The sequence below is a fragment of the Psychrobacter sp. GP33 genome, from assembly GCF_014119005.1.
In the GTDB taxonomy this organism is placed as follows: Bacteria; Pseudomonadota; Gammaproteobacteria; order Pseudomonadales; family Moraxellaceae; genus Psychrobacter.
The window spans coordinates 1-18,927 of the sequence record NZ_JACGYX010000003.1 but is presented as its reverse complement, the minus strand read 5'-3'; the positions used below and the strand labels follow the sequence as shown (position 1 = coordinate 18,927).

The following is an 18,927-nucleotide window of genomic DNA, read 5'->3' as shown; positions in this document are numbered from 1 at the left end:
GAAAATCAGCCTTTTATATTCAAGCCAGCTTTAACACAAAAGTGCTACTATTTACACATTTACTCAATTCCTGATAGCTAGTAAGGTTTTTAGCAGATAGTATTCTATAATTCATACAAGTTATTGTTATTTAGTAGGATTTTTCTAGTGTATAACCGTTCACTTTCCTGTATTTTTAGGGTAATATAGAGACTGAAATCAATACCGTTAGGGATATTATATGATTGCAAAAAAAGCAATGGGCTTACCACTTAAAGGCTTACGTTTGGCTATTAAGTCTGGTGACACGCTCATACAAACGGCTGGCACTCAAGCATTACGTTTTAAGACGTGGTTCGATGATAGCAAGGCTGGTGAAGTTCTAAATGAGCAGCCTAGTGCAACACGCGGCTATATAACGGATAAATCTGTTGATGCAAGCAATCAGGATTCGGTGTCTATGAATGAGACTATCGATATTCGAGAACTTGAGTTTAAGAAAGCCCCAATCAACTGGATACCGGCTGCTGTTTTAATAGCGACGCCACTTGCTGCTGCTGTTATTACACCGTGGTATCTTATAACCCATCAAGTCAGTGCGCCAGTATGGGGTGTGTTTGGTGCCTTTATGGTATGGACAGGTATTAGTATTACTGCAGGTTATCACCGCCTGTTGTCGCATCGCGCTTATAAAGCCCATCCTATCGTTAAGAACTTTTTATTGCTCGGTTCTACCCTTGCAGTTCAAGGCTCAGCTTTTGATTGGGTATCAGGTCACCGCAGCCATCATCGTCATGTCGATGACCGCTTAGATGACCCGTATTCAGCGAAGCGAGGGTTTTTCTTTAGCCATATGGGTTGGATGTTACGCAACTATCCAAGTGGCAGATTTGATTATAAGAACATTCCTGATTTAACTAAAGATAGAGTGCTACAAATTCAGCATAAATATTATGGTCTTTGGATATTAGCCGCGAACGTTGGCTTAGTATCGGCAGTTGGTTGGTTGGTTGGCGATGTATGGGGTACGTTAGTACTTGCTGGACTGTTACGTCTGGTATTAACCCATCACTTTACTTTCTTTATCAACTCGTTATGTCATATCACGGGTACACGCCCTTATACAGATACCAATACGGCGCGTGATAACTTTTTCTTAGCCATATTTACTTGGGGTGAGGGTTATCATAACTACCATCACTTCTTCCAATACGACTATCGTAACGGAGTGAAATGGTGGCAATATGACCCTACTAAATGGCTGATTGCTGGATTGTCAAAAGTAGGCTTAACTTCTGAGCTACGTACGGTTGATGACACCACGATTAAGCATGCTGAAGTACAAATGCAGTTTAAACAAGCTCATCAGCAAATTGATACGGTGAAATCAGGTGGACTTGATATCACCCATGCAATGCAAAGTTTCCAAGACCGTATTAAGTTTGAATTTGACGCCTTTACCCAAACGGTTGAAGAATGGCAAGCCTTGAAAGCTAAAGCAATTGAGATGAAAAAGACTGAGTTTGCTGACCGTCTGCATGAAGTTGATGAAAATCTTAAGCATGAATACGCAAAGATTGAAGAAAAAATCCATGCGCATAATGATAATTTAAAAATAGCCTTCCGCTCTATTGGCTATAATAATAAAGCGGCTTAAGTCTTCATATCATAAAAAGTTGTTTATTTTAAAAGTTTCTCCTCCCCTTTATCTAGATTAGATAGAGGGGATTTTTTTATGCAGGGTTTTAGTTAGGCAATTTTTAGGCTATGTTATAGTGGTTTGATATTATTTATATATACACGGATACTTTATATGCGCTACCACAATACTTATAAAAACTTAGATACCCGTCTTTATACTCGCCAGTTACCAACACCACTTGATAATCCACGTGCTGGGCATTTTAATTTGCAAGTGGCGGAGCAACTTGGCTGGCTTGATGACACGGATTTAATGGCGCGTTGGGTTGAGATTCTTGGTGGTCATTATGTGCCTGATAAATTTGCACCATTATCTATGGCATATGCAGGTCATCAGTTTGGTCAATGGGCAGGACAATTGGGTGATGGGCGCGGCTTACTGATGGCGCAAGTGCTGAATAAAGATGGTCAATTACAAGACTTGCATTTAAAAGGTAGTGGTCTGACGCCTTATTCTCGTATGGGTGATGGACGTGCGGTGCTACGTAGTACCATTCGCGAATATTTGTGTGGTCATGCGCTCACGCAATTGGGCATTGCATCTTCTAATGCGCTCGGGTTTATCGTGTCGGACACGCCAGTACGCCGTGAACGTATAGAATCCGGTGCGGCATTAATGCGCGTTGCTGACAGTCATATTCGTCTTGGTCACGTGGAATGGATTGCCAGCTTTGCGCCAGATTTATTGGGCGAATTTACTGATTATATGATTGATACTTACTACCCAGAATGCCGTAATAGCGAGAAGCCAGTATTGGCATTTTTACAAGCGGTGGTTGAACGCACAGCACGGATGATTGCCGATTGGCAGCTGATTGGTTTTGCGCATGGGGTGATGAATACGGATAACTTGTCCATTACTGGTAGCACGTTAGATTTTGGTCCGTTTGGCTTTATGGAACGTTTTAACCCTGCTTGGATTAATAACCATTCTGACCATAGTGGGCGCTATGCCTATCAGAATCAGCCTGCTATCGGACATTGGAATCTTAATAATTGGTTACCGAACTTTATGCGTTTGACCCAAGCTGGCGTCACACGTGACAGTTTGGCGGATTGCTTAGAGGTCTATGAGCCAGTCTTTATGCAGCATTATCAGCAAGGGTTGTGCCGAAAATTAGGACTGCCCCATCAGTCCGAGAGCTTAATATTAGCGTTTGAATTTCTAACTTTCTTAGAAGATAACTTATTAGATTATACCAATAGCTTTCGAGCATTACTGGGACTGGTCTCAGCAGAGACATATTCTTATGAGCAGCAACTGTTATTAACCATGCTTGCTGAGCTTAATGAGGACGCCAAACAGGTTTGGCAAAATTGGCAAACGCGTTATATGACCCAAATTCAATCGTCTAACCAAGAGCAAGTTGTGCTTGATTTGCAATCAAACAATCCGGTCTATATTTTGCGTAATGATATGGCACAATGCGCTATTGACGCGGCTGAACAAGGACAGTTTGAGGAAGTTGCGCGACTTTTTGACTTACTAAATACGCCTTATATCGTACAAACTATTGCTACTGATTTAGATAGCCGTCCGCCTGCGCCACATGCAAGACCATTGCCAATTAGTTGTTCTTCTTAAATCCAGTATTTTACTAAAGAAAATATAACTATTGATATCTCTATCACAATTTAAACACTTATCATCAATATACTAAATATTGAATATTAATTTTCGCTATATTTACATATTTCATCTTTGTTCACTAGGAACTCAATTATTAATAGTGCTAGAATAAACTGCTGTCAACTTTCGTTTGTCTATAACACCTTCAGCTTTTAAGGTGTTTCTTCATTAACAGTATAATCTAAAGCGTTGATTTCACTCTATTACAGTTTATTCCAATTTACTCTAACAATGGCTAAGACTATGAATGACGATACTAATTTGAATATGGATAATCACAATACGGACAAAGAGCAGTTTGAGCAAGCGGCGCTGCATTACCATTCCCACCCGCGTCCGGGTAAAATTTCGGTCACTCCTATCAAACAGCTTGCAAACCAACGTGATTTGGCGTTGGCGTATTCACCTGGTGTGGCAGTGCCTTGTCTTGAAATTCAAAGAGACCCTTCTTTAGCGGCAAAATATACGGCTCGTAGCAATCTAGTTGGAGTTATTACTAACGGTACGGCGGTGCTCGGTTTAGGTAATATTGGCGCATTGGCATCCAAACCTGTAATGGAAGGTAAAGGTGTTTTATTCAAAAAATTTGCCGGTATTGATGTTTTCGATATCGAAATTGCCCAAGAAGATCCAGATAAATTTATTGAAGCCGTTGCTGCTTTAGAGCCCACTTTCGGTGGTATCAATTTAGAAGACATCAAAGCACCCGAATGTTTCAAAATCGAGCGTGCATTACGCAAACGTATGAATATTCCGGTATTCCATGATGACCAGCACGGCACCTCTATTATTGTTGCCGCAGCAATGCTAAATGCGTTAATCATTACTGGCAAAAAAATTGAAGACTTAAAAATTATCTGTTCAGGTGCAGGTGCAGCAGCCATTTCTTGCTTAAATATTATCTGTGCACTTGGTGTTAATAAAAATAATATCTATGTATCTGACTCACGCGGTATCATTACTACCAGCCGTGAAAATTTAGATGAAACAAAGCAGTTATATGCTCGTGATACGACAGCCACGACTATTGACGAGCTTATAGATGACGTGGATATGTTCTTAGGTTTATCTATGCCTGGAACGTTGACCGCTGATATGGTTCGCCGTATGGCAAAAGACCCAATCATCTTTGCCCTTGCTAATCCAACGCCTGAGATTATGCCTGAATTGGCACATTCTGTACGTCCAGACGTCATTATGGCAACGGGTCGTTCAGACTATCCAAACCAAGTAAACAATGCTTTATGCTTCCCTTATATCTTCCGCGGTGCGCTAGATGTTGGTGCAACGACAGTTAATGAAGAAATGAAAATTGCATGTGTACGTGCAATTGCTGCAATGGCACATGTGGAAGCTACTCCAGCGGCAAACGCCAAAAATATCGAAAACACGCCAAGCTTTGGTCGTGAATACTTGATTCCAGGACCGCTAGAGCCAAACTTAATCATTGAGATCGCTTCTGCTGTAGCCCAAGCTGCAATGGACACTGGTGTTGCCACATTGCCTATTGAAGATATGAAAGCATATCGTCAGCGTCTATCTGAGTTTGTTTATAACTCAGCCTTCGTTATGAAGCCGATCTTTGCCCGTGCGAAGTCAGCCCCTAAACGTATTGTGTACTGTGAAGGTGAAGACTATAACGTTCTACTTGCCGTGCAAGTTGTGGTTGATGAAGGTTTGGCACAGCCTATCTTGGTTGGTCGCCCAGCAATCATTGAAGCCAATATCAAAAAACTCAGCTTACGTTTAAAAGATGGTGACAATATCACTATTGTGAACATTGATGATGATTCACGCTACAAAGACTACTGGCAAGGCTACTACGAGAACAACAAACGCAATGGTGTTAGCATTGAACTTGCACGTCGCGATGTTCGCCGTGAGACGACGCTAGTCGGTGCCTTGCTGGTTGAAAATGGCGATGCCGATGGTATGATTTGCGGTACCTTTGGTCATTATCAATTGCATCTTAAATATTTGCAAAACGTTATCGGTAAAAAAGAAGGTATCAGTGATTTTTATTCTATGAATGCGGTGTTGATGCAAGATCGCAACATTTTTATTGCAGATACCTATATTCATGAAGACCCAACTGCTGAACAATTGGCAGAGATGACGGTATTGGCCGCTGATCAATTACGTCGTTTTAACATTACTCCGCGTGTGGCCTTGGTATCGCATTCCAACTTTGGCACCTCAGATCGCGCCAGCGCTGTGAAAATGCGTAAAGTATTCCAGTTGCTCAGTGAGATGAACGTTGACTTTGACTTTGATGGTGAAATGCAAGGTGATGCGGCATTAGATGTTAATATCCGTGCCCATGATTTGCCATCAAGCCAACTCCAAGGTGCGGCAAATCTACTTATTTTGCCAACGGTAGATTCGGCAAATATTGCCTTTAACCTGCTTAAAACAGCGACTGGCAGCGCCACTATTGGACCTATTTTATTAGGTGCCAATAAGCCAGTTCATATCTTAACCCCGTCAGCAACAGCACGCCGTGTGGTTAATATGACTGCCCTTGCCGTCACTGAAGCACAAGACTTAGAAAACGAGCAGAAGTAGTTAATTATATAAATTAACGCGCTACGATAAGATTAACTGTAAAGGCTCACTATCATTAATTTGTAGTGTCAGTCTGTTATAATAAAACCAGCCAACGCCGTCACAATCGCGTTAGCTGGTTTTTTTTGGCATTTTATTTAGCATCATTAACTATTATAAAGCAAATACATTCATAAAATTATAAAGAGGGTGCGATGCAAGTCTATCTTGTTGGTGGTGCCGTACGCGATCAACTATTAGGTCGTCCCGTTAAAGATAAAGACTTTGTGGTAGTAGGTTCGACGGTCGCTGACATGCTTGCCGCTGGGTTTAATCAAGTGGGCGCAGACTTCCCCGTCTTCTTGCATCCAGATACGCAGGAAGAATATGCTCTGGCACGTACAGAGCGTAAGCTTGGACATGGCTATCAGGGCTTTAGCGTTCATGCAAGCCCAATAGTGACGTTAAAAGAAGACTTACAACGCCGTGATTTAACTGTCAATGCGATGGCTATCGAGGTAACTAGCCTTACTGATGATAGCCATACTAATGGTGAAGTCATTGATTATTATGGTGGCTTACAAGATATTGAAGATAAAGTTTTGCGCCATGTGTCAGAGGCTTTTAGTGAAGATCCATTACGTGTTTTAAGAACCGCACGTTTTTATAGCCGCTATTATGATTTGGGATTTTCTATTGCTGAAGAAACCTTACATTTAATGCAAATGCTGGTCAGCTCCGGTGAGCTCGCGCATTTAAGTGCGGAACGTATCTGGCAAGAATCAAGCCGCGCCATGATGCAGAACTCCCCGCAAGTTTATTGGCAGCAACTGTTTATAAGCGGTGTACTGCAAGCTTGTTTTGCGCCCCTACATCAGGCTTGGCACAATACTCATATACGTGAGACTGTCCAAACGGCGCTTTATTTTTCAGCACAAATGCAATTGAACCTATCACAGCGTTGGGCATTGCTGATGACCAGTCTCAATCCAGCGTTATTTGATTCAAATATTAATATTGATAATAACCATGATACAAATGCTACTGTCAAACAAATTAACAGTATTGGCAACACGGTTAAAGCGCCCAAAATCCACACTCAGTTTGCCAGTTTATTTATCCAACAAGCAGAATATTTAAAGGAGATAAACACGCTGACAGCTGCACAAAAAATAGATTTGCTTCAAGCCTGTAGCGCTCATAAAGAGCCAGATAAATTGTCTCAACTGTTGGTAACGAGTCATGTGTTACAATTGGCACAACAGCACCGCCAAATGATGCTAGCGCTGAATAGTTTTCATGCTATCGGCATAGCAGATATCGCGCCAGACCTTAAAGGGGCGGATATCGGTGCAGCGTTACGCCTTGCACGTATTGACCATTTGCAAGTGCAAACGATGGCTATAAATAATAAAATATCAATAGTGTTATGAACGAAACAGCCTCTAACGCAAACGTAACGAATCAACTAGCCCCCGTTATGCTGGTAACTGGTAGTGCCAAACGTATCGGTGCTGCCATTATTCATGCAGCTCATAACCAAGGCTATCGCGTTATTATCCATTGTAATTATAGTGAGCACGAAGCTAACGCCCTAGCGGATATGCTCAATCGTAGCCGTAATAATAGTGCAGCGGTCATTATTGCTAATTTAGCTATCGTTAATAACGATATGGATTTGCGCCGATTTGCCACTCAAATTTTTGCGACTTTTGGTCAGCTTGACGTCTTGGTACACAATGCATCGCGGTTTTACCCCACACCCTTTGGTCATATTAATCATGCACAGTGGGATGAGCTGTTTTTAAGCAATGCCAAAGCGCCCTTACTGCTGAGTCAGGCTTTAATGCCCCATTTAAAAGCCCAGCATGGCTGCATTATTAGCTTACTCGATATCCATGCAGATAATAAACCGTTTAGCAGTTATACGGTCTATAACATGGCAAAAGCTGCTCATCGCATGATGGTGCAGTCATTAGCATTAGAGATGGCGCCTTATGTTCGGGTCAATGGGGTTGCACCGGGGGTTAATATTTTACCCGAAGCGGATAGCGATCAAGCAATAGATCCTGTGCAGCAGCAAAATATTATTGATAGTATACCGATGCAACGTGTTGGAACGCCTGATGATATCGCCCATAGCGTACTGTATTTAGCACAAGCAGACTATGTCACAGGCGAGATTATTAGTGTCGATGGTGGACGTAGTTTAACTTTAGCGGGTGGTAATCGCTAAACAATGTATTTTTTACTTGAAAAACTTTTAGAATCAGGTATTATGATGCGTCTAACGTTAGGGCCCATAGCTCAGTTGGTTAGAGCAGAGGACTCATAATCCTTTGGTCGTAGGTTCAAGTCCTACTGGGCCCACCAAATTCAAACCCTTACAGCAATTGGTCTGTAAGGGTTTTTTATTGCTTAAATTTTAGTAAAATATAATAGTATTAAAATTTTTGATACTATCGTGATACTTTGATACCTTTAACAAATAAAGTATGCTGGATACTGTTATAACAGTTATTTATTATAATTAGGTGGAATATGAAGATAAAACTTACTAAAAATTTATCGACTCAGTAAATCATGCCACCAATGGTACTGACATCTATATGGACGATGTACTAACTGGATTTGCTCTACGTGTAGTGTAGGTAAACAATCTAAACGCCATACATTACATAAGCGTATTAGTAGGAAATTATATCGAGATAAAGTAGAGGAAACCCATGTTTATGATGGGCCTCATCATAACTTGTATAACGCGAGAGATAAGACTAACAACGTACCAACACTAAAAAGAGCTTATAACTATTTCAAATCGACGAAGACTAGCTTAGCTAAAAGCACTATTACAACTTATGATTGAGCTATGCTGAAGATTGGTTATATCACTACAATCATGAGCTGCGTAATGACGGCTTTACGCCAATGCAGAAACTAAGTCAGGCAGCTTAATTCTATTGATTAGCAATCTTATACTTAAGAGAGCTACCAGTAAAAATTAAATTAAATTCTAAATTATTAGATAGTAAACACCTCAATATTATGGTGTTCAAAATACTAATAAAATATCCAAATGACAAAGAATGATTTTGCTTTAGAAGGTAGAAAAACTTCTACACGCTGTTATTAATATAGTATGGAGGACTGATGTATAGAGTCTGCTTTTCTTGGGTGATATTGTCATTATTGGAGCTTGAGTGTTCGTAAAAGCCGTTACCATAATGCTAAACGGGTTGCCTTATTTAGCTCTATAACCTAGACTCTACCAACCATAACTATTAGTAAAGTCATTACTATTAGTTATTCTCATATGAATGAATTCTAGAAAACGCTTGAAGAATTATACACTTAGATAAAAATGTAACAATATTACTAAAAGTAAATATAAAAAATAAGGAAAGATAAAAAATGAAAATTGTAATCTTAGAATCCCTAGGAATTAATGATGAAGAATTAACTTTAATCTCAAAACCTTTAACGGATAATGGTCATGAGTTAGTGGTATATGACGATGGAAAGTTAGATGATGAAACTATTAAGGTCAGAATCAAAGATGCTGAAGTTTTAGTACTCGCTAATACGCCACTAAGTGGCGACGTGATCGAAGCGGCAGAAAAACTAAAGTATATTTCAATCGCCTTTACGGGTTATAACCATATCGATTTAGAAAAGTGTAAAGAGAAAAGCATTAAAGTCTCAAATGCCGCCGGTTATAGCACCAACTCTGTAGCCGAACTGACCTTTGGGCTAATAACGGCACTGTTACGCAACATTGTACCGTTAGATGCGATAACCAGAGAAGGTGGTACTAAGAATGGCTACCGCCAGACTGATTTAAATGGTAAAACCTTGGGAATATTAGGTACTGGTGACATAGGTAGTGCAGTCGCAAAGTTAGGTTTGGCTTATGGCTGTAAGGTCATTGCTTATAACAGAAGCATAAACCAAGAACTGGTGGATAAAGGGGTAGAATATAAGTCGCTAGATGACGTCTTAAAGACGAGTGACATTGTCACCCTTCATATACCACTAACCGCTGAGACCAAAAACTTAATTAATAAAGATAAGCTGGCATTGATGAAAACCAGTTCATTCTTAATCAACACTGCCATTGGACCAATTGTTGATCATAACGCTTTAGCAGAAGCCCTGCACAATGGAACCATCGCTGGCGCTGGTTTAGACAGAGTGGAGATGGAACCACCCGTTCCTACAGATTATCCTATCCTAAGTGCTCCAAATACGGTACTTGTTCCGCACATCGGCTATGCAACAGAGGAAGCCATGGTAAGAAGAGCCGAAATTACCTTTAATAATATTATTACATGGGAAAAAGACAAACAAGAAAATATCGTTATTTAAAGTAGTGCAAAACAGCTCAAAAGAATTCAAAACAAACCTATCGTCACGGTAGGTTTGTTTTTTATTGGAAGAAAATGAGATTTCAGCCCTACCTGTTAAACTTTAATTATGTTTTATTTTATTATAAGTATAACGATATAACAGATGGGAAATCGAAAAAATATTCTTTGTTTCATTGGTATGATGATAGCGGCCATACTGTTGCAGTTCGGCTTAGAGGTATTTAGAGCAGCTAATACCCTACTTTTTATTACCTTTAATATGTTTAGCGATCGAAGAAGACATCGTACTACAGCTTTTAAGTCGCAATAAATCGTCTGTATATTAAAATATGATAACTCTAAGAGTCTAGCACGCTCTATTTCAAAGCTTCTATACCTGCTTTAGCGATGCGAACATCTTGACTACCATGCGCACCACCTACTCCAATACCATCAACCACAATGCCATCAATATATATGGGCATGCCGCCATCCATCATCAACATGCTTTCACCTAGATATCTAATATCATCAGGAATAGACCCATCTGCAATTTCCTTAGCAATAACCGCCGTTTCTCTTTTTTGTGAATTAGCAGCATAAGATTTTTTATAACTGGCACGAAGGGTGTGCATGCCTGCTTGATGCTCTCTTAACACTGCTAAAGTCTGTCCTGAAGCATCAACGACGGTTACTGATAGCATCACTTGATCCTTTTTAGCTTGTAGAAAAGCAGCGTTGATCATGTTCTGTGCCATTTCACCAGTTAATACAGGAATAGTTACCATATAAGCTCGAGAGTTGACTGCTTTCGGTTTAATTTGATTGTTTTGTAGAGTTCTGGCACAGACTATAATCAAAAAAAACAGAGGTTTGCTTTAACAACTGAGCACTCTGTATTTTATAAAATATTTTGAATGTCAATATTCATGTAATTATCACGGTAATAAAAAGGTTGTTAACACAATGTTATATATAGTGTTAACAAAATTTCTTGTATTTAGTGTTTCACTTAGGTGATATGTTCAATACTAGAGTTCGTTTATATCGATTAATATTACCTCATAAATTTTTTCTTGAGTAAGCTATTAATTCAGGGAATCGTCTTTGTTACTTAAACTGCTACATGCTCCCAAATCTTAAGCTATACTCATATTATAACCATAATTAAAAAAAGGATATAAAAATGCCTGTACAAGCAAAAATACTATCAGGAGTCTACTCCGATTCAATGACTCTAATGGCGCTCTCAACTAAGGTAAATAAGTTGCCGGGCGTGGAAAAAGCCATGATTGGGATGGGCACTGCGATGAACAAAGCGGTTATCAGCGACGTTGGTTTAATGTCACCTGAAATCGAAGCAGCCTCCACTAGTGACATGATTTACGTTGTAGAATGCGAAACTGAAGAGATGTGTGCTGAAGTACTAGCGAAGATAGACGAGCTGCGAACGGCTTCGGTTGCTGACCAAAATCAGGAAACCTCCTACCGCTCACTCGATAAAGCCATCGAAGATAGTGATTCTAACTTAGTTATCATCTCAGTACCCGGTGAATACGCTGCTGCTGAGGCTCGTAAAGCATTAAATAAAGATAAAAACGTCATGATGTTCAGTGACAATGTTAGCGTAGAAGATGAATTGGCACTCAAGCAATTGGCTCACGAAAAAGGTTTGCTGGTTATGGGGCCGGACTGCGGTACCGCTATTATTAATAATGTTGGTTTATGTTTTGCCAACGCTATCAATGAGGGCTCAGTCGGTGTTGTTGCCGCTTCTGGTACTGGCGCGCAGGAACTTAGCGTACAAGTTGACGCACTAGGCGGTGGTATCAGCCAACTTATTGGGGTTGGTGGACGCGATTTATCTGAGGATATCGGCGGTATTATGATGATTGATGGTTTAAAGATGCTGGTGCAAGATGATCAAACTAAAGTTATCGTGCTGGTCTCAAAACCACCAGCAGAAGCAGTCGCTGTTAAAGTACTTGAAGTAGCTAAGGGCATCGATAAGCCAATAGTAGCCTGCTTTATTGGTGACACCTCAACAGAAAGTGACGCAACAGAAAATAGTGCCAACCTACACTTTACCAATAATACCTTAGAAGCTGCAAAAAAAGCCGTTCAAGCAGCGGGTATATCTGTTGATACTGATACCAAAAGCTACGACTTCGACTATGAAAAAATTAATTCTTCGTTTGCTAAAACCCAAAAATTTATTCGCGGAGTTTTCTGCGGTGGAACTATTTGCGATGAAGTGTTTTATATTCTAAAAGATGCCACTGATAATGTTGTCAGCAATGTCGCGAAAAATGCCAAAGATCAATTACCAGTTGGTGCCACTAGTCACGATAACGCGCTACTTGATATGGGTTCTGATGAATTCACCAGTGGCAGGCCACATCCAATGATTGACCCAACCGCTCGTAATGCTCGCCTTATCAAAGAAGCACAAGATCCTGAAACCGCAGTTATATTGCTTGATTTTGTACTTGGCTACGGCTCAAACGACGACCCAGTCGGAGCGGCTACTGACTCAATTCAACAAGCTTATGAGGCTGCCGGAAATGGTAAGCGCTCGCTACAAATTGTTGCCTACGTTCTCGGTACGGACCGTGATCCCCAAGGTAAAAGAAGTCAGATCAGTCAATTAAAAGACTTGGGTGTTCATGTCGTCGATTCAGTCGTTGATATGGGTAATGTCGCGCTAAAAATGATACCTCAATAATGAATAAACGCTACTAAGTAAATTATAAACACATAAATAAAGGAAAAATAAGATGTCATTATTTGGTAAAAAAGCGAAAGACATGACCATTATAAATGTTGGTCTCAGCTCATTCGCCAGCGATATTGAGAAACAAAGTGCGAGCGCGCTACAGGTCAACTGGACACCACCGCGCCAGTACTCTCAAGAAGTACGTGATGCTTTAAAGAAGCTTCAGCATCCAGAAATAGCCGCCAAGATTAAAGCCGCTAACCAAGAAGTATTTGAGAAGATTACGCAGTCGCATCAAGTGCTGACAGGTTATGAGCAAGCTATTGATGTCGTCCCTGGTATGACCAAAACCACTATCTTACATGCAGGACCACCCATCGAATGGGATGCAATGTGCGGCGCTATGCGCGGTGCTGTTACAGGAGCCATTGTCTTTGAAGGTCTAGCCAAAACAATCGAAGAAGCCGAAAAAGTCGCCGCTTCAGGGGGTGTGCAGTTCTCACCCTGTCACGAGCACGATTGCGTCGGTTCCATGGCTGGTGTGACGTCAGCCTCCATGTACATGCATGTGGTTAAAAACAAAACTTACGGTAACGTCTCTTACACTAATTTGTCTGAACAACTCGCAAAAATTCTACGCATGGGCGCTAACGACCAATCCGTTATTGATCGCCTTAACTGGATGCGCGACGTCCACGGCCCTATGCTATCCGCTGCGATGAAACTCGCTGGCGAGATTGACCTCCGCTTATTGTTATCTCAAGCCATCCATATGGGTGATGAAGATCATAACCGTAACTTTGCCGGTTCACTGCTACTGATGCAAGAGCTTGCCCCATACATTATTCAGACTGATTTTACCAATGAGCAGAAAAAAGATGTCTTTGAGTTTGTAAAATCAAGCGACTATTTCTCAGGTCCAACTTGGATGGCGGTATCAAAAAACGCTATGGACGCCGCGCATGGTGTAGAGAACAGCACCATCGTCACCACTATGTGCCGTAACGGTACCGAGTTTGGTATTCGAGTCTCACATATGGATGGTTTTCAGTGGATTACCGGACCTGCTCAGCAAGTCATGGGTCCTATGTTCGCTGGCTACAAACCAGAAGATTCAGGCCTTGATATTGGCGACAGCTCAATTACTGAAACCTTTGGTATTGGCGGATTTGCAATGGCAGCGGCACCGGCAATTATTCCTCTGGTCGGTGGTACCGTTGAAGATGCACTAAACTATTCAAAGGATATGATGGATATCACTACGGGTACTAACCCTAATATCACCATTCCAATTCTTAACTTCCGTGGTCTCGCAACGGGTATTGATGTTATCAAAGTTATAGAAACTGGCGTGCCGCCTATTATCAACACCGCTATTGCTCATAAAGACGCTGGTATTGGTATGATTGGCGCGGGTCTTGTAAATCCACCGTTTGAGGTGTTTGAAAAAGCAATTGTTCTTCTGGCAGCTTCAATTAACTAAATAAATCAATTAACTTCATTGGCGCAACTGGCTTTGACTTAATTAATAGTAAGCTCACTAATAGGTATAGCTATACAAAATGCAATTTATCGCTATCACAGCTGACAGCGCTTGGCACACGGCAATTCAGATTCCTAAGACTGCTACGGTTAAAAGTACCTTTCATCGTGCACTTAATCTGCAACTTGATAGTGGTGAGCTACTGACTATTTTTCCAATTGGTAGCCCAAACGCGCCAGCTGGTTTGATAGGCTCACATAGGATTGGTCAAAATTTAGGCATTGTTGGTGAAACAGTTCAACTGTCCCCAATAGCCATTACTTTTAACACCACAACTATCGTACTCGATAACTGTAAGTTTGTGACCAATAGTTTAGCTGAGCGCCAATTACCCTTACCAAGCCACAATTATCTAAAGCAATTTGAACAACGCGTGCAAGCTCAGGCTAAAAAAGGCAGCTTCTACGGTGCTATGTCCGGCGACGTGTTTAATAGCGCTCAGGTCGCTAGACTTGAAAATGGACGCACGCAACTAAAGCAGGCTTGGGCACAGGCAGTGTCTGAAGACATTGCTAATGCAACCAAGCAACTGATTGGGCTTGGCATTGGACTAACGCCGTCTGGTGACGATTATCTACTAGGGCTACTATTGGTTCTAAACCATTCAATAGCGGCTAACAGCATCAATTTAATCACCATGAAGCAGGCGATTTTAGACAATATCACAACGACAACTGAGGTTAGCCAAGCCTGTTTAGGTGCTGGACTTAACTGCCGCTACAGCACACCACTGCGCGAGCTACTTATTGCCATCACTAGTCAAACCAGTGCATTTGAGCCGGCATTACAAACGGTACTCGCGCACGGCGCCACCTCAGGTCAAGATACTTGCGTCGGCATGCTTGATGCTTGGAAGTTACTACAGAACATTGCTACAAGGAACTATGGTTAGAAGTTGGTATATGAATAAGTAACTGATACTTACGTAAATAGGTGATAAGGACAATACCCTATGGACAACAAACTAATCTATACGCTCGGTACGGCAGCCGTTACCGGTATACTCTGTGGACTTTGGGGCGGTTATGCGGGTGCAATTGGCCTCGTGGCTTGGGCAGGATTTGCGAGCACGACAGCTTACTTTGCAACGGGTATGCGTTTTTTATCAGGATTTTTTATGACCGTCATTACTACCCTATTCGGTGTTTTTTTTGCATGGCTAATGATTGGAGGCGCTGAGATGTTGGGTGGTAGCGATGGCGCTTATGCCTTTGCAGTTGGCGTGTTTGTCATGTGTATTGTGTTGATGGGTCAAGTTAAGTGGACAGCTTTTGTTCCCGGTATCTTCGTGGGTACCTTTTCATTATTTGCAATGCCTGATAACAATGTGCTGCTGCTTGTATTGTCGCTGTTAGCCGGTGCTATCCTAGGTCTAGCCTGTGATTGGCTGGGTAAAGCAATATTTGCAAAGTACGCACCAAAGATGACTGAAAAAGTTGTGGCGTAGCTATTTTTGCATATGATTATTCTTATATATAATTGTTCTTACGTATAATTGTTATAAATCCTAGCGACAGCAAAAAACCTATCATACAGTTGATCTCATTTAAAAAAGATACAATGCTACTATAAACGTATCTCTTTTATTATGAATTGACTATACGATAGGTTCAGTATTGTGCTATCTACTTGGCAAAATGAGTACTAAAAAAGAAAGCTACTCGTAATAAAAATCCCCAAAACTAACAAGCTAAGGGGTAATCGTTGTGCCAGCATGACCTGCCATAATAGCTTCAATTGCACTTAGCTCACCAATAACGGCATTATTACCAGAGTGATTTACAAACTGCTGGGCGGCCTGAACTTTTGGTAGCATACTGCCAGCGCCAAACTGTCCATCATCAATATAGCGTGTGATATCATCGCTACTAACCCTCTCTAAGGCAGTCTCTTCAGGGGTACCAAATCCCAACATAACGGTCGACACTGTCGTCAATATAATAAATTGATCAGCCCCTAAAAGTTCAGCTATCAGGGCTGCTGAAGAATCCTTGTCAATCACTGCTTCTATACCTTGATGGCTATTATCAGTCTGCTTAATGACAGGTATTCCACCGCCACCTGCGACAATTGGTATCACTCCAGCATTTATCAAAGCTTTGATTGCATCCGTCTCAACTATTGCAACCGGTGCTGGTGAAGGCACAACACGTCGCCAGCCACGACCAGAATCCTCATGGAAAGTATAAGCTTGTCCATCAGCAGCATTCATTGCTTCAGCTTTGGAATCATAAAATGGACCAATTGGCTTGTCTGGACTAAGAAATTTTGGATCATCTTTGTTGACGATTATTTGAGTTATTATAGAAACAGCTTGTTTATTAAGATTGTTTTTTTGAAACTCATTATTCAGTGCTTGCTGCAACCAATAACCAATTGAGCCCTGAGTCATCGCGACACAAGTATCGAGCGGCAAGGCTGGTATCTCTGTAGATTCAATGGCATGCTGTGCAAGTAGTATATTACCAACCTGCGGCCCATTACCGTGGACTATAATCAGCTGATGCCCTTGGCTGACGATTGCCGCCAGCTTTACTGCCGTCTCGCAAGCTACTGCTTTTTGATCAGCGGCTGAGGCATTGCCATCGCGCTGCAATGCATTTCCACCTAATGCTACGACAATTATTGCCATCAATACCTCCGGTTAGTCATAATATTAATCATCTTTATATCTACTCATAATAATTCGAGTACAATATAGACCTAGTTTGATTCGATAGCACTAAAGCTATCTTTTGATATCCACCCTAATGATTCAGCTCTACTTTACGGGCTGGCTTGTAGTATCTTATCTTTTCGTTATCTTATCATGGGTGTGATACAAATATTGAGTTTGTGGGTGAAGGTCATTATTGAGATCATCTTACTACCTAGAATATGACTTTGAAGATGCTAAGGTTTGAAATAAACAAAGTACATGCGTAAAGATAATAAACCACCTACGCTTAACAATAGATAACAATATTTTTCATAGGGTTTGTAGCTCTAAATTCGACTAAATAAGTAGTTATCCACTTAAATAAATTATTGATGTATTAGTTGGTATAAGGAATTTATTAATAGATGACACCCTTTAACATCAAGTGGTTAAATATTAATTTCAGTTGATACTAGGCTCACCATATTTATATGGCGCAAAGAAAAAAGGCTTGTTCGCAATGATGCGGCAAGCCTTTTTTATGGCGTTCATAATTACTTTAAATAAATAATTTAAGCAATATAGGTCTATAACACTCTATTTACTTTCAATTCATATTATTTTTAATAAATTATTCCCCCACAAAAAATCCTGAATTGATCTAATGAATGTGGTATAGATAAGCTTATTATGAGGTTATCTAATTTAAAAGCTGCTCTTCATATCTTCTAACCACTCATAATGAACTGTCAATAATTATGGTAAAAACCACTAAAATGATCAGTAATTTATGACTCCTACATTACGTATTCAATCAATTAACTTGACTACAAACGACTTAGATCTCATATAGTAATTGAGCATTCCAATAATGGTATAAAAAGCTAAAAAGTACAGTTTAAGTTTCAATACTATATAGCGCAATCTGCCTCATAAGAACTGCAGATTAATGGATTTTTTGCATAGTAGTGACGCATAAACCTTGATTATTCGCTCTAAACAAGGGTGTTAATATGTATAAATGAGTAAAATTTAACGCTTACCATTTGACGGAAAACTCTTCTTATCGGTCTATAATTAGTTGACTAATTTAATTAAATAAGAACTAAAGTCCGCAAAAGATACATAAAACCATTTAATAACCGTTTAAACATGTTAGAATGCGGAAGTTTTTTAGTACATATTAAGTTTAATTGCTTATCAAACTGTAATTCATAGTAGAAGTTGATCATAATGCCTTTAAAAATTCAGCAATCATTTTGCGTTACTATCGCCTGTACTCTGATGATTGGATTAACCTCAGGCTGCACCACGACCCCCACCATAAGCGCAGGGTTAAAATCAGGTGAACTTCCTCCTAATGGCGCCTTCGTCGCTGAAAATGGCATCGAATTCAACATTCAACCGCTGACCTTAGCCACCCTACCACCAAAGTTAGCCGCCGTTCCAAATAGCGACCTATCTCGACTGCTGAGAACCTCAGGGCGTACCGACTATCGCATCTCTCAAGGGGACATCCTAAGCATTATCCTATCCGGATATCCTGATATTGCCCCCATTCCAGCCAATGGCGGTACCCCTTACGCCTCAGGATTCCCAGTTGATCAACAAGGCTATGTCCAGTTCCCCCTTATCGGGCGCATTAAAGCCAGTGGACTCAGCGTACCCCAATTCACCGCAAATCTACAAAAACAACTTCAACGTTACCTAAAATTCTCAGACCCTCAAGTCAAAATTATCGACTATCGAGGCAATAAGTTCTTTATCGACGGCGAAGTCAAACAGCCAGGCGAATTTAACATTGCTGATGCCCCCGTATCTTTATACGGC

13 protein-coding genes and 1 tRNA gene are annotated in these 18,927 nt (G+C 40.7%); 12 read left to right on the top strand and 2 right to left on the bottom strand.

Translation table 11 applies throughout. The features are described 5' to 3' along the window. The first annotated feature begins 439 nt into the window (after positions 1–439). The 7 genes from H2245_RS04870 to H2245_RS04840 all read left to right on the top strand — a co-directional run bounded on the left by H2245_RS04870 (position 440) and on the right by H2245_RS04840 (position 10,219). A complete protein-coding gene (locus tag H2245_RS04870; protein WP_182406553.1) occupies positions 440–1,636 on the top strand; it encodes a fatty acid desaturase in 1,197 nt (398 codons plus the stop codon). Between the two features lie 156 nt (positions 1,637–1,792). Then, a complete protein-coding gene (locus H2245_RS04865) occupies positions 1,793–3,265 on the top strand; it encodes a YdiU family protein (RefSeq protein ID WP_182406278.1) in 1,473 nt (490 codons plus the stop codon). Positions 3,266–3,553: 288 nt separating this feature from the next. Continuing rightward, complete coding sequence (locus H2245_RS04860) at positions 3,554–5,875, top strand: NADP-dependent malic enzyme (protein WP_182406277.1); 2,322 nt, start codon at positions 3,554–3,556, stop codon at positions 5,873–5,875. 194 nt (positions 5,876–6,069) lie between these two features. Then, complete coding sequence (locus H2245_RS04855) at positions 6,070–7,287, top strand: tRNA nucleotidyltransferase (RefSeq protein WP_182406276.1); 1,218 nt, start codon at positions 6,070–6,072, stop codon at positions 7,285–7,287. Continuing rightward, a complete protein-coding gene (locus H2245_RS04850; RefSeq protein WP_182406275.1) occupies positions 7,284–8,090 on the top strand; it encodes a pteridine reductase in 807 nt (268 codons plus the stop codon). Before H2245_RS04855 ends, H2245_RS04850 begins: the two co-directional genes overlap by 4 nt. 60 nt (positions 8,091–8,150) lie before the next feature. Further along, positions 8,151–8,227, top strand: a tRNA-Ile gene (locus H2245_RS04845). 1,038 nt (positions 8,228–9,265) lie between these two features. Beyond that, on the top strand, positions 9,266–10,219 hold the full coding sequence (locus tag H2245_RS04840) for an NAD(P)-dependent oxidoreductase (protein WP_182406274.1): 954 nt from the start codon (positions 9,266–9,268) through the stop codon (positions 10,217–10,219). Between the two features lie 358 nt (positions 10,220–10,577). On the opposite strand, the gene H2245_RS04835 is transcribed toward H2245_RS04840, so the two are convergent. Beyond that, positions 10,578–10,988, bottom strand: a complete 411-nt coding sequence (locus H2245_RS04835; RefSeq protein ID WP_182406273.1) for a heme-binding protein — start codon at positions 10,986–10,988, stop codon at positions 10,578–10,580. Positions 10,989–11,386: 398 nt separating this feature from the next. Here H2245_RS04835 and fdrA point away from each other — a divergent pair, with 398 nt between their 5' ends. The 4 genes from fdrA to H2245_RS04815 all read left to right on the top strand — a co-directional run bounded on the left by fdrA (position 11,387) and on the right by H2245_RS04815 (position 15,906). Then, on the top strand, positions 11,387–12,925 hold the full coding sequence (fdrA, locus tag H2245_RS04830; RefSeq protein ID WP_182406272.1) for an acyl-CoA synthetase FdrA: 1,539 nt from the start codon (positions 11,387–11,389) through the stop codon (positions 12,923–12,925). Between the two features lie 52 nt (positions 12,926–12,977). Beyond that, a complete protein-coding gene (locus H2245_RS04825; protein ID WP_182406271.1) occupies positions 12,978–14,399 on the top strand; it encodes a DUF1116 domain-containing protein in 1,422 nt (473 codons plus the stop codon). Positions 14,400–14,478: 79 nt separating this feature from the next. Continuing rightward, positions 14,479–15,351 (top strand): DUF2877 domain-containing protein, encoded by an 873-nt coding sequence (locus H2245_RS04820; protein WP_182406270.1) that lies wholly within the window; start codon positions 14,479–14,481, stop codon positions 15,349–15,351. 60 nt (positions 15,352–15,411) lie between these two features. Beyond that, complete coding sequence (locus tag H2245_RS04815; protein ID WP_182406269.1) at positions 15,412–15,906, top strand: DUF1097 domain-containing protein; 495 nt, start codon at positions 15,412–15,414, stop codon at positions 15,904–15,906. A 243-nt stretch (positions 15,907–16,149) separates the two neighbouring features. On the opposite strand, the gene arcC is transcribed toward H2245_RS04815, so the two are convergent. Then, on the bottom strand, positions 16,150–17,091 hold the full coding sequence (gene arcC, locus H2245_RS04810) for a carbamate kinase (protein WP_182406268.1): 942 nt from the start codon (positions 17,089–17,091) through the stop codon (positions 16,150–16,152). A 1,239-nt stretch (positions 17,092–18,330) separates the two neighbouring features. On the opposite strand from arcC, the gene H2245_RS04805 reads away from it, so the two are divergent. Continuing rightward, positions 18,331–18,927: polysaccharide biosynthesis/export family protein (locus tag H2245_RS04805; RefSeq protein WP_182406267.1), on the top strand; the 597-nt coding region annotated here is incomplete at its 3' end.